The organism is Citricoccus sp. CH26A (genome assembly GCF_000224415.1).
Lineage (GTDB): Bacteria > Actinomycetota > Actinomycetes > Actinomycetales > Micrococcaceae > Citricoccus.
On record NZ_AFXQ01000018.1, the window covers coordinates 58,884 to 68,721 of the forward strand.

Below are 9,838 nucleotides of genomic sequence, written 5' to 3' on the forward strand. Positions count from 1 at the left end.
ACCACCCCGGCGCGGGATCAGTCGCAGCCCTCGGGGCCGCAGGCCTGGCCGTCGAGACCGGCACCGACGGCTGTCCCCGTCCCGGCGGCCACGGGTTGCACCATCCGCAGGGGCTGGAACTCGGACCAGACCTGCTGCAGGGCCTGGGTGAACAACTCGGTCGGCTGGGCCCCGGAGATGCCGTAGGTGCGGCCGAGGACGAAGAACGGGACGCCGGTGACTCCCAGGGCGCGGGCCGTGGCCACGTCCTCTTCCACGGCGGCCTCCCACCGGTCCTCGGTCAGGGCCTCGTGCACGTGGTCCTGCGTCAGTCCCGCGGCAGTGCCCAGCCGGACCAGCACCTGCTCGTCGCCGATGTCGAGGCCCTGCTCGAAGTGGGCCCGGAACAGCTGTTCCTCCAGCGCCTCCGCGGTCCTCAGCCCTTCGGCCCTGGCGCGCTGGATGACCCGATGGGCCTTCCACGAGTTCGCGACCACGAGGTTGTCGAAGTCGTACTCCAGGCCCTCGCCGCGTGCCTGGTCGGTGACGTGCGCGAGCATCCGGATCACCTGCTCGCGCGGCATGCCCTTGGTCTGGACCAGGTAGTCCACCTCGCTGCGGGGATCACGCTCGGGCAGGGAGGGATCCAGCTGATAGCTCTTCCACTCCACCTCGACCTGGTCCCGGTGTTCGAAGGACTCCAGCGCCTTCTCGAACCGGCGCTTGCCGATGAAGCACCAGGGGCACCCGACGTCAGAAAAAATCTCGATCTTCACAACCAGGCACAACCCCGGATCATCGGCGCACTATTCCTCAAACCGTCAGGACTGCCGCAGGCCACCCTGCCAGAGGGCGGCGAAGGGGGTGTTGCCGGCGACGCGCTGGCGGATGCCCTCGGTGACGAACTCCTTGGCACGGCGGGCGGCGTCCAGGGGAGCGGCGCCCTTGGCGAGCTCCGCGGTCACGGCTGCCGCCAGTGAGCAACCGGCGCCGGACACCGCGTGCTCACCGATCTTGGGGGCGGACAGCACCTCGAGGGTCTCGCCGTCGTAGTAGACGTCCACGGCGTCGGGACCGGACAGCCGGACCCCGCCCTTGGCCAGCACGGCGGCGCCGGAGACCTCGTGGATCCGCTTCGCGGCGTCCTTCAGGTCACCCAGGGACTCGATCGTCATCCCGGAGAGCTGCTCGGACTCGAAGTGGTTCGGCGTGGTGAAGGTGGCCAGGGGCAGCAGCTCGGCCTTGAGGGCCTGGTCGGTGTCCAGGGCGTGGCCCGGCTCCTGGCCCTTGCAGATCAGGACCGGGTCGAGGACCACGTGGTCCCAGTCCTGGGTCCTCAGGGCGGTGGCCACGGTCGAGATGGTGGCCGGGGACCCCATCATGCCGAGCTTGGTGGTCTTCAGCTGCCCGGCGTAGTCGGCCTGGATCGCCTCGAGCTGGTGCGAGATGACTTCGGGATCCACGGGAACGAACCGATGGTTCCAGTCATCCTGGGGGTCGAACGCCACGATGCAGGTCAGGGCCACCATGCCGAAGGCGCCGAGCTCCTGGAAGGTCTTGAGGTCGGCCTGGGCGCCGGCGCCACCGGTGGCCTCCGATCCGGCGATCGTCAGGGCAAGAGCGGGGCTGTGCACGTCGTACGGGTCTGTCGTGGGCATGCGCACCATGTTAATCCCCGTTCCCGGGGCCAGGCGCCTGGCCGGCGTCGTCCCCGGGGCGGACCACGGTGACCAGGGGACGGGCCAGGGCGCGGCCCAGGGCCATCAGGACGGCCGCCGGGAATCCGACCACCGGGATGAGCATGGGCACGAGTCCGCCGACCCCGGAGAACAGCACGGCCAGGCCGTAGAGCATGCCCACCAGGGCGTAGCCCAGCACGTGGATCCACTGGTTGAGCTTGAACCGGAACAGCCAGTTGACCAGCAGGCACAGCGGCAGGCCGATGACCATGCCCGCCAGCCCCACGATGCTCAGCAGCGGGGTCAGGGAGCCATAGGCCTGCAGGGCCGGGACGAGGCTGAGGACCAGCACGATGGCGGCCATCAGCAGGTTCGGGACCAGCCAGGCGACCAGGAACCCGTACAGGGACATCCTCAGGCGCGGGCGGGACCCGGCGGGGACCGTGCTCCGCCGACGTCGGCTCGGCTTGACCGGGATGGGGGTCGTCATGGGGTGGCTCCAGAACTGGCAGGGGGCGCGCGGGCCGTGCCAGTCTACCGTCGGGGCCGATCCGTGGCTCCAGGCGACGACGCCGGCCGGGAAGTTCTGCGGCCCGCGCGACGTTGTACCGGAGTTGCGGCCGAACCGGCCGCGCCCCGCACCGACCGGAGGGCAGTCATGCTCGAGATCTTGACCGGGTCCGGACTGGCCACGGCCGCCGGCCTCAACGCGTACATCCCCATGCTCGTGCTGGGCCTGCTGGACCGCTTCACGTCCCTGGTGGAGCTGCCGACCGCCTGGCAGTGGCTCTCCCACGACGCCACCCTGTGGATCCTCGCGGCGCTGCTCGTCCTGGAGGTGGTGGCGGACAAGGTCCCGGTGCTGGACAGCGTCAACGACGCCGTGCAGACCGTCATCCGGCCTGCCGCCGGCGGCATCACGTTCGCCTCCGGGGTCGGCACGGAGACGGTCACCGTCCAGGACCCCGGTGCACTGTTCGCCGGCGAGGCCTGGGTCCCGGTGGTGGTCGGTGCGGGGCTGGCCCTGCTCGTGCACCTGTTCAAGGCCACCACCCGCGCCGGCGCGAACACCGCCACCGCCGGGGCCGCAGCCCCGGTGCTGTCCACCGCGGAGGACACCGCGTCCATCCTCCTGGCCCTGACGGCGGTGCTCCTCCCGGTGGCCGTGGGGATCCTGCTGGTGCTGATCGTGGTGGGGCTGTGGCTGCTCGGCCGGTGGGTCCTCCGCCGTCGCCGCCGGGACCAACTGATGAGCCGCGAGGACCGGTACTTCGCCGTCTGACCGGCTGGGTGACCCCCGGTGCGCTCCGTCCTCGGGGGAGCGCTCGCACCGGACGTGTGACAAAATTGGTGACAATCCAGGCCATCGCGGCCGACGAGTGGGGAGGCATCAGTGGCGACCGGAACCAGTACGGGTACGACGGTGACCGCGGCGGAGGTGGCCGCGCGGATCCGGGAGGCCATCTCCTCCGGGGACCTGGTCCCCAACCAGCGGCTCGTCGAGGCCGATCTGGCCGAGGCCTACGGTGCCAGCCGCGGGCACGTCCGCACGGCGCTGGGTGAGCTGACGGTCGAGGGGCTCGTGGAGCGGATCCAGAACCGCGGTGCCCGGGTACGCTCGGTCCCCTTGGAGGAGGCCCTCGAGATCGTGGAGGTGCGCGCCGCCCTCGAGGCGCTGTGCGCCGCGCGGGCCGCCGAGAGGATCACCGACGACCAGGCCGAGGAACTGCGGGCCATCGGGCGGGCCATGGAGGCGGCCGTCCGGGACCGTGACCAGTCGGCCTACGCGCGCGGCAACACCGACCTGCACGGCATGCTCATCCGGGTGTCCGGCCAGCGAACGGCCGCGGCGACCATCGACCGGCTGCGGGCCCAGGCCGTGCGTTTCCAGTACCGCCTCTCCGCCCGCCCCGGCCGGTCCCAGCAGTCCCTGCCGGAGCACCTGGCCATCATCGAGGCGGTCTGCGCCCGGGACCCGGAGGGCGCCGCGCGGGCGATGCGGGCTCACCTGGCCTCGGTGTCCGAGGCGATCGTCGAGTCCACCCGGGACTGAGGCGGTCACTCGCCGTCCGCACGGACGCGGCTCCGAGACCGCAGCGGGCCGGGTGGCCGGGCTGGGGCGCCTTTCAGCTGACGGGGGCCCCGAGGCGCTGGGAGACGCGCCGGGCTGCAGTGGTGCAGGCCCGGGTCAATTGCGGCAGGGCGGATTCGGGGACCCGGTACCGCGGGGCCGCCACCAGGATGGTGGCGACGACCTCGCCCCGGTGGTCGAACACGGGGGCCGCCACGCCGACCTCATCATCGGAGGTCTCGCCGTAATTCACCGCGTACCCGTTGCGGCGGACGTCCGCGAGGCGCTCCAGGTACTGGTCCGGGGTGACGTGGCCGTCGAGCCGGATGGGGCAGTCGCCCAGGAGCTGGCGAACGTGGTCCGGGTCCATGTGGGCCAGGGGCACCTGGACGCTGGCGCTCAGGCCGGTGCTGTAGCGGCTTCCCATGGCCGAGGTGTGCTTGATCTTCTGGGGGCTGGGGACCTGCTCGACGGTCACGGCCGCGGAGCCGTCCCAGATGGCCAGCGCCACCGTCTCCTCGGTGATCTCGCGCAGGGTCTGCAGGTCCTCCATGGCGATCCGGCGGACGTCCAGGTTGGCGAGCAGGGGGCCGGCGACGGCGATCAGTCCCAGGCCCAGCCGGTACTTCCGCGACGCCTCGTCCCGCTCGACCACGTGCTCCTGTTCGAGGGTGGCGAGGATGCGGGACACGCTGGACTTGTGGAGGCCGACCTGGGCGGCGATCTCCGTCACGCCCTGCAGTGGCTCGTCCGACGTGAAGCAGCGGATGACCTGCAGGACGTTGACGATGACGGAGGCGCCGCGGGCCCCGTTCTCGGGGGCGGACGGGGCGTCGGATGCGGGGGTCATGGCATTCCTCGGATCGGGTGACGGGGTGCGGGTCGGGGGAGGGGTGGGCGGATGCGCAGAGGGGGTGGCCGGACCGGAAGTGCTTCCGGTCCGGCCACCCCCTCATGGAGAGCGGATCGTCCTGCGGGTCAGGCGTCGATGATGTTGTGCTCGGGGCCGAAGCCGAACTTGGTGATGTTCTCGGCGCCGTCCTCGCCGACCACCAGGATGTCATGCTCGCGGTAGCCACCGGCCCCGGGCTCGCCGTCCATCACGGTGATCATCGGCTCCATCGAGACGACCATGCCCGGCTCCAGGACGGTCTCGATGTCCTCGCGCAGTTCCAGCCCGGCCTCGCGGCCGTAGTAGTGGGACAGCACGCCGAAGGAGTGGCCGTACCCGAAGGTGCGGTTCGGCAGCAGGCCGTAGCCGATGTAGATCTCGTTGAGCTCGGCGGCGATGTCCTTGCAGACGGCACCGGGCTTGATGAGCTCGAGGCCGCGGCGGTGCACCTCGACGTTCACGTTCCACAGGTGCAGGCTGGTCTCGTCCGGCTCGCCGAGGAACAGGGTGCGCTCCAGGGCGGTGTAGTAGCCGGAGGTCATCGGGAAGCAGTTCAGGGACAGGATGTCGCCGCGCTGCAGCTTGCGGGTGGTGGCCCAGTTGTGGGCGCCGTCGGTGTTGATCCCGGACTGGAACCAGACCCAGGTGTCGCGGACCTCGCGGTGGGGGAAGGTCCGGGCGATCTCGTGGGTCATGGCCTCGGTGCCGATCAGGGCGACCTCGTACTCGGTGATGCCCTCGCGGATGGCGGCCTTGATGGCCTCGCCGCCCAGGTCGCCGATGCGGGCGCCGTGCTTGATGACCTCGATCTCCTCCGCGGACTTGATCATGCGCTGGCGCATCGCGGGCACGGAGACGTCGGTCAGCTCGGCGCCGGGGAACGCGTCCTGGATGCGCTGGCGGACCATCAGCGGCAGGGCGTCGTCCTCGACGCCGATGCGCTGCGCGGAGACGCCGGCGCGGCGCAGGGCCTCCTGCAGGCCGTAGTAGAAGTTGTCGCGCTTCCAGTCGGTGTAGACGATGTTGTCGCCGTAGCTGGTGCGCCACGGCATGCCGGCGTCGATGTTGGCGGTGACCGTGACCGACTCGTTCTGGGTCACGACCAGGGCGTAGTTGCGGCCGAAGGTCGTGTAGAGGAAGTCGGAGTAGTACTTGATGCCGTGGTAGCTGGTGAGGATCGCGGCGTCCATGCCCTGTTCGGCCATGATCTGGCGCAGGCCGGTCAGGCGGCGCTCGAACTCGGCGTCGGAGAAGGTCAGCTGCTGCTTCTCTCCGTTGTGCAGGGTCTTCAGTCGCTCCAGCTCGGAGACGGAGTTCACGGCGTTCGAGGTGGTCGTCATGGGGATCTCCTTGGGTCAGGGGCCGCAGGGCGGTGGGATCCGTGGTTCTTCACGGTCTGGTCGGGTCTTGCCGGTTGCATTGAATGCAACCCGGTTGCATTGATTGTGACCTGTGGTCCAGGTCACGTCAAGGGGTTGCGAGGACTTCTTTTTCCCGGGCGGAGGACAGGCCGAGTTCGGCGGAGATCTCCTGGGAGAGGTCCGCCACGACCTGGTCGAACAACAGCTGCCCCTTGACGGCGTCAGAGCCGTCGGGTGCGGACAGGCAGCCCGTGGCGGGCGTGCGGCCGGGGACGACGGGAAGGCGGTCGAAGCGCGGCAGGTCCGCCGGCGGGTGGCTCACGGCCCGGCCCATGTCCACGAGCTCCGGCCAGAGGTGGAGCATGAGGGACGTCTCGAGGACGCCCCCGTGCTCGATGTCCCAGCCGGGGAAGCCGTCCGGGTACACCGCGCCCAGGGTCGCGTCCGAGACGAAGTCCCAGTAAGACAGCAACAGCACGCATTGCCCCGCCTCGGATCCCAGGCCGAGGTCCCGCAGGGCGAGGTCCACGCCCTCATAGAGGAACTGGTAGTTCTCGTAGTGTCCGTTGAGGATCACCAGGTTCTGGATGCCCTGGCCCAGGAACCCGGTCACGAGGTTCCGCGTCATGGCCACGAGGGCCTCCGCGTCCAGGCTGACGGTCCCGGGCAGGTGGTTGCCGCCGCCGGACTTCTGCTGCGACTTGTAGCCGTAGGTGAACGGCTCGGCGACCTTCGCACCGGTCTGGCGGCCCACCGCCTCGGCGATCGTGGTGGACAGGGTCGCGTCGGTGCCCAGGGGCAGGTGTGGTCCGTGCTGTTCGAACGCACCGGCCGGCAGGATCACCGTGGCGTGCCCGGAGGTGACCCAGTCCCGGTAGGTGTGGGCGTCCAGATGGGCCAGGCGGACCGCGCCGGAAGAGGTGGTGGTGATGGTCATGAGCGGGCGTCCCTTCCATTGGGGCGGGGGTGGTTGAGGTCCTGGGCGGGGACGAGGGTCCCGGGCCCGACGCCCCGCCGAGGATCGACCTGCGGGATGCCGTGCTCGTCGCAGTGCTCATCCTCGGGCCGGTGTGCGGGGTCGTTGATGTCCTTCTCGAGCTGGCGCGTCTCGGCGTCCCGGGCCCGCAGGCGCCGGATGAGGTTGACGATCATCAGCACGATGACGAAGGAGAATGGGAAGCCACCGATGATCGTGCCGGTCTGGACCGTGTCGACCGCGTTGACGCCGCCGATGGAGAGCAGCACCAGGGCCACCGTGGCGATGCTCGCCACGAGGATCACGCGGAACCACGGGCCGGACTTCTTCGGGGCGGAGACGAACTCGGCCAGCGCGTAGGTCCCGGAATCCAGGCTGGTGACGTAGTACGTGGCCACGAGGACGGTGGCCACGATGATCAGCAGCGTGCCGATCCACGGGATCATCTCCAGCATGGAGAATAGGGCCGAGGAGGTGTCCGCGGCCGCGTCGGCGGAGATCTGTCCGGACTCGTTGTCGTAGTGGATGCCGGCCGAGCCGATCACGGCCACCCACACCATGACGATCAGCGAGGGGATGATCGTCACCCCGAGCACGAACTCGCGGATGGTGCGCCCGCGGGAGATGCGGGCGATGAACCCGGCGACGAAGGGGGAGAAGGCGATGACCCAGCACCAGATGAACACGGTCCACCAGCCGTTCCAGCTGTCCTGCCAGTCCGCGAGCGGAGCACCGGAGGTCTCGGCGCCGCTCCAGAAGCTCATCGGCACGAAGTGGTAGAAGAAGGAGCCGAAGGTCTGGGACATGTTCGACAGGATGTAGACCGTCGGGCCGAAGACGAAGACGCCGACGACCAGCACGATGCTGAGGATCGAGTTGGCCTCACTGATCCGCTTCATTCCCTTGTTCACGCCCAGGAAGGCGGAGACGGCGGTCAGCCCGCCCAGGATCAGGATGATGACCGCCCAGGCCACGGGCCCGGAATCGAACGGCAGGACCTGGGTGGCCCCGGAGGCGAACTGCATGGCTGCGAAGCCGAAGGAGGTGGCCAGGCCGAGGACGGTGGCGATGATGGCCAGCAGCTCCACCACGACGCCGGCCGGGCGCTGGACGCGCTTCGGCAGGATGTCCACGGTCGCCTCGCGGAACGTCAGGGTCTTGCCGAGGTTGTGGTGGGAGTACGCCAGGCAGACGGCCACGACGCAGTACATGGCCCAGGCGGTCAGGCCCCAGTGGAAGTAGGTCCAGACGATGCCACCCTCGCCGGGGTTGGCCCCGGTGGGGATGACCGGGGTCTCCTCACGCAGGAGGATGGGCTCGGCCAGCGACCAGAAGATCAGGCCGATGCCCTGGCCGCACGCGAACAGCATCGAGTACCAGGCGAACTTGCTGTGCTCGGGCCGGGCCTTGGGGCCGCCGAGCCGCACCCTGCCGACCCTGCTGACGCACAACCAGGCGCAGACCGCGACGGCGATCAGGGAGTAGGCGACGAACCACCACGTGAACCCGCCGGTGACGAAGGTCCGCAGCCTGTTGATCAGGGCAGCGGCACCCTCTGGGTTGATGGTGACCGCCAGGACGGCGGCGATGATCAGCACCGGGGGGAGGATCATGATGATCGCCCGGTCCAGTGGAGGGATGACCCGGCCGCGGAACCGGGGGAGCTCGACCATGCGCGGCCGGTCGGCCCCGTGGTGCTGTTCGGCCTGGTCGGGGGTCGTGGGAATGGGGTCGGCGACGCTGGTGGTCGTCTCAGTGGAAGACTGACGATGCTCGGACATGAGGCCCCTTGATCAGCCCGGCGCGGGGCCGGGGGATGGTGGGTGAATCGTGGCCCCGTCAAGGCGAGGTCACTGTTGCACTCGAGGCAACTGAGTTGCATTGAGTTTGGCAGTGATGTGGATCACGGTCAAGGGTTCTCTCGCCCCCTTCAGCCTCATCGTCGGCGGCAGGCTCGTCCACGGCAACGTCGAGGGGGACGCCCAGAAGCGGGTCTATGCCGTGGTTGGGCCGTCGGGCCGTGCCGGATCCCGAGTCCGCCGGCGCGGGAGGGGGCACGATCCTCGGGTGGCGGACGGGCCTAGAGCGCGGCGCGGACCATCTGCTCGAAATGGCCCACGTGGTCGGCGGCCAGTGACTCCGCGCTCTCCGCATCGCCGTCAAGGATGGCCCGGATCAGCCCGCTGTGTTCCGTGATGTGCTCCTCGACGGCGGGAAGGCGGTCCAGGACCAGGCACCAGATGCGGGTGGCGAGGTTGTCGAGGCGGGTCAGCGACTCCTGGAGGTGGTGGTTGCCGGCGGCGCGGTAGATCAGCCGGTGCACCTCGAGGTCGTACTCCATCAGCTCGCGCCGGGACCTGGTGCCGTCCAGTGCCTCGAGGCCCTCCGCGACGTCCTGCAGCTCGGCCCGCACCTGGTCGTTGGTGTTCAGGGCCGCCTTGCGGGCCGCGAGGGGTTCGAGCAGCTGGCGCACCTCGGAGATCGCGGCCAGTTCCGTGATGTCCACCGCGGTGGCGAAGGTGCCCCGGCGGGGGAAGGACGCCACGAGATGGTCGATCTCGAGTCGCTTCAGCGCCTCGCGGACCGGCGTGCGGCCGAAGCCGAGCTCCTCCGCGAGCCGGGCCTCGTTGATCGGCTCTCCCGGGGCGATATCCAGCATGATCAGCCGGTCCCGGATGGTCCGGTAGGCCTGTTCGGCCAGGGACAGGCCGCTGGGGGCGGTGTCGACCTGGGTGCTCATAAGGCTCCAATCCGTCATTTTCGCGAGAGGTCTTGACCTCCTGTGATCTCCATCATAGTCTGCGTTGCAGGTTGATATATCAGTTATCGACAATAGATCCACAAGCGTGAGGAGTAGACATGGCGCAGACCGCAGCGGCT

General features: G+C 69.6%; 10 protein-coding genes. 2 read left to right on the plus strand and 8 right to left on the minus strand.

The genetic code is table 11. The annotated features are described in order from the left end of the window. Nucleotides 1-17: 17 nt before the first annotated feature. The 3 genes from CITRI_RS0111505 to CITRI_RS0111515 are packed head-to-tail and all read right to left on the minus strand — an operon-like array spanning nucleotide 18 to nucleotide 2,148. On the minus strand, nucleotides 18-755 hold the full coding sequence (locus CITRI_RS0111505; protein WP_010144965.1) for a DsbA family protein: 738 nt from the start codon (nucleotides 753-755) through the stop codon (nucleotides 18-20). Nucleotides 756-800: 45 nt separating this feature from the next. After that, nucleotides 801-1,646: a bifunctional hydroxymethylpyrimidine kinase/phosphomethylpyrimidine kinase gene (thiD, locus tag CITRI_RS0111510; protein WP_010144966.1), complete on the minus strand. Its 846-nt coding sequence runs from the start codon at nucleotides 1,644-1,646 to the stop codon at nucleotides 801-803. A gap of 1 nt (nucleotide 1,647) precedes the next feature. After that, nucleotides 1,648-2,148 (minus strand): hypothetical protein, encoded by a 501-nt coding sequence (locus CITRI_RS0111515; RefSeq protein WP_010144967.1) that lies wholly within the window; start codon nucleotides 2,146-2,148, stop codon nucleotides 1,648-1,650. Between the two features lie 168 nt (nucleotides 2,149-2,316). Here CITRI_RS0111515 and CITRI_RS0111520 point away from each other — a divergent pair, with 168 nt between their 5' ends. Both CITRI_RS0111520 and CITRI_RS0111525 read left to right on the plus strand, forming a co-directional pair. Beyond that, nucleotides 2,317-2,940 (plus strand): DUF4126 domain-containing protein, encoded by a 624-nt coding sequence (locus CITRI_RS0111520; RefSeq protein ID WP_010144969.1) that lies wholly within the window; start codon nucleotides 2,317-2,319, stop codon nucleotides 2,938-2,940. A 141-nt stretch (nucleotides 2,941-3,081) separates the two neighbouring features. Then, complete coding sequence (locus tag CITRI_RS0111525; protein ID WP_010144970.1) at nucleotides 3,082-3,711, plus strand: GntR family transcriptional regulator; 630 nt, start codon at nucleotides 3,082-3,084, stop codon at nucleotides 3,709-3,711. A gap of 73 nt (nucleotides 3,712-3,784) precedes the next feature. Here CITRI_RS0111525 and CITRI_RS0111530 read toward each other — a convergent pair whose 3' ends face one another. The 5 genes from CITRI_RS0111530 to CITRI_RS0111550 form a co-directional block, all read right to left on the minus strand. Then, entirely contained in the window at nucleotides 3,785-4,579 is a 795-nt protein-coding gene (locus CITRI_RS0111530) for an IclR family transcriptional regulator (RefSeq protein ID WP_010144971.1), read from the minus strand. Between the two features lie 128 nt (nucleotides 4,580-4,707). After that, the gene (locus CITRI_RS0111535) at nucleotides 4,708-5,961 is read right to left on the minus strand and encodes an aminopeptidase P family protein (RefSeq protein ID WP_010144972.1); all 1,254 of its coding nucleotides are present in this window, start codon (nucleotides 5,959-5,961) and stop codon (nucleotides 4,708-4,710) included. Between the two features lie 127 nt (nucleotides 5,962-6,088). Next, complete coding sequence (locus tag CITRI_RS0111540) at nucleotides 6,089-6,919, minus strand: creatininase (protein WP_010144973.1); 831 nt, start codon at nucleotides 6,917-6,919, stop codon at nucleotides 6,089-6,091. Further along, nucleotides 6,916-8,739 carry a BCCT family transporter gene (locus CITRI_RS0111545; protein WP_010144974.1) on the minus strand — a complete coding sequence of 608 codons (1,824 nt, stop codon included), beginning with the start codon at nucleotides 8,737-8,739 and terminating at the stop codon, nucleotides 6,916-6,918. Before CITRI_RS0111545 ends, CITRI_RS0111540 begins: the two co-directional genes overlap by 4 nt. Before the next feature lie 299 nt (nucleotides 8,740-9,038). Then, nucleotides 9,039-9,698, minus strand: a complete 660-nt coding sequence (locus CITRI_RS0111550) for a GntR family transcriptional regulator (protein WP_010144975.1) — start codon at nucleotides 9,696-9,698, stop codon at nucleotides 9,039-9,041. Between the last annotated feature and the right edge of the window lie 140 nt (nucleotides 9,699-9,838).

Bases quoted from the DNA above. Each gene is read 5' to 3' on its own strand.
- CITRI_RS0111540 (WP_010144973.1), bottom strand. From the start codon at position 6,919: ATGACCATCACCACCACCTCTTCCGGCGCGGTCCGCCTGGCCCATCTG.
- CITRI_RS0111535 (WP_010144972.1), bottom strand. From the start codon at position 5,961: ATGACGACCACCTCGAACGCCGTGAACTCCGTCTCCGAGCTGGAGCGA.
- CITRI_RS0111515 (WP_010144967.1), bottom strand. From the start codon at position 2,148: ATGACGACCCCCATCCCGGTCAAGCCGAGCCGACGTCGGCGGAGCACG.
- CITRI_RS0111550 (WP_010144975.1), bottom strand. From the start codon at position 9,698: ATGAGCACCCAGGTCGACACCGCCCCCAGCGGCCTGTCCCTGGCCGAA.
- thiD (WP_010144966.1), bottom strand. From the start codon at position 1,646: ATGGTGCGCATGCCCACGACAGACCCGTACGACGTGCACAGCCCCGCT.
- CITRI_RS0111520 (WP_010144969.1), top strand. From the start codon at position 2,317: ATGCTCGAGATCTTGACCGGGTCCGGACTGGCCACGGCCGCCGGCCTC.
- CITRI_RS0111530 (WP_010144971.1), bottom strand. From the start codon at position 4,579: ATGACCCCCGCATCCGACGCCCCGTCCGCCCCCGAGAACGGGGCCCGC.
- CITRI_RS0111545 (WP_010144974.1), bottom strand. From the start codon at position 8,739: ATGTCCGAGCATCGTCAGTCTTCCACTGAGACGACCACCAGCGTCGCC.